2 protein-coding genes are annotated in these 1,279 nt (G+C 75.4%); one reads left to right on the forward strand and one right to left on the reverse strand.

The features are described from left to right. Positions 1 to 424: GNAT family N-acetyltransferase (locus EF918_RS35865; RefSeq protein WP_148141362.1), on the reverse strand; the 424-nt coding region annotated here is incomplete at its 3' end. Positions 425 to 585: 161 nt separating this feature from the next. On the opposite strand from EF918_RS35865, the gene EF918_RS35870 reads away from it, so the two are divergent. Continuing rightward, the coding region (locus EF918_RS35870; protein WP_369009108.1) for a glycosyltransferase family 39 protein at positions 586 to 1,279 on the forward strand (694 nt) is incomplete at its 3' end.

The raw sequence follows: 1,279 nt of genomic DNA on the forward strand, positions 1-1,279 counted from the left end.
GCCCGTGCAGCGGCTCGGTCTTCTCGAAGTAGGCCACGGCGGGCTGCCGGGTGTAGCCGGCGTTGAGGAGCCCCTCCCCCAGGAGCTCCTCCTCGGGCAGGACGTAGGCGATCCGGCCCACCCGGGCGGCGATCAGCCGCCGCTCCAGCTCCACCAGCAGGGCGCTGGCCAGGCCGCGGCCGCGCCAGCCGGCGGAGATCGCGATCCGCATCACCCAGGCGCGCTCCCCCGTGACGCAGGCGAGGGCCGCGCCGATCGGCACGCCCTGGTGGACGGCGACGACCGCGGGCTGGCGGTCGGTGAGGGCGCCGATGCACTCCGCGAGCGAGAAGACCGACTCCTGGCCCAGTTCGGCCGTGGTGTCGATGAGATGGACGACGGCGGCGAGATCGCTCTCGCGGTAGTCGTGGATCAGCCAGTTCACCTGCGGTACCGCCCCTCGTTCGTTCCTTGCGGCGAGGCTAGGGGCGGGCGGCGGCGCCGCCCACGCTCCGTCGTGCACAACAGGTGGTCCGGCACTCCTCCGCGGCGTCCATAGACTGGTGGCTTCCGCCCGAGCCGACCGTCGAGGACCCGTTCGTTTTCATGACTTCCGACATAGCCGACGGCCGACGGGCCCGGTACGCCGCCCTGACCGTGCCCCTCGTACCCGCGCTGTGGACGCTCGCCCTCGGCCTGTGGGGGCTCTCCCGGCAGGACAGCGTGTGGCGGGACGAGGCGGCGACCTGGCAGGTGGCGCAGCGTCCGGCGGGCGCGATCTGGCACATGCTGGACCAGGTCGACGCCGTCCACGGGCTGTACTACCTGCTGATGCACGGCCTGTTCGAGGTGTTCGGGGCCGGTACGACGACGCTGCGGCTGCCGTCGGTGCTGGCGCTGGCCGGGGCGGCCGCCGCGGTCGCGGTGACCGGGCGGCGGCTGGCCGGGCCGGGGCGGGCGGGGCGGTGGACCGGGCTGGGCGCCGGGCTGGCGCTGGGCCTGTTGCCGGCCGTGCAGTTCCACCTCCAGGAGGGCCGCCCGTACGCACTGGTCACTGCCGGGGCGGCGGTCGCCACCCTGCTGCTGGTCCGGGCACTGGAGCCGGAACCGGCCGGGGGCGACGGCGGGCCGGGCCCGGTCCCCGCCCGGAGCCGGTGGCAGCGGTGGCCGGGCTGGGCGGCGTACGCGCTGACGGTGCTGGTCTGCGCCCTGCTGAACTGGCTGTCCCTGCTGATCCTGCCCGCGCACGCGGCGACCCTGCTGTGGGTCCGGGCGGGGCGGCGGACCTGGCTGCGCTGGG

Origin of the sequence: Streptomyces sp. WAC06614 (assembly GCF_003949795.1) — a bacterium.
Taxonomy (GTDB): domain Bacteria; phylum Actinomycetota; class Actinomycetes; order Streptomycetales; family Streptomycetaceae; genus Streptomyces.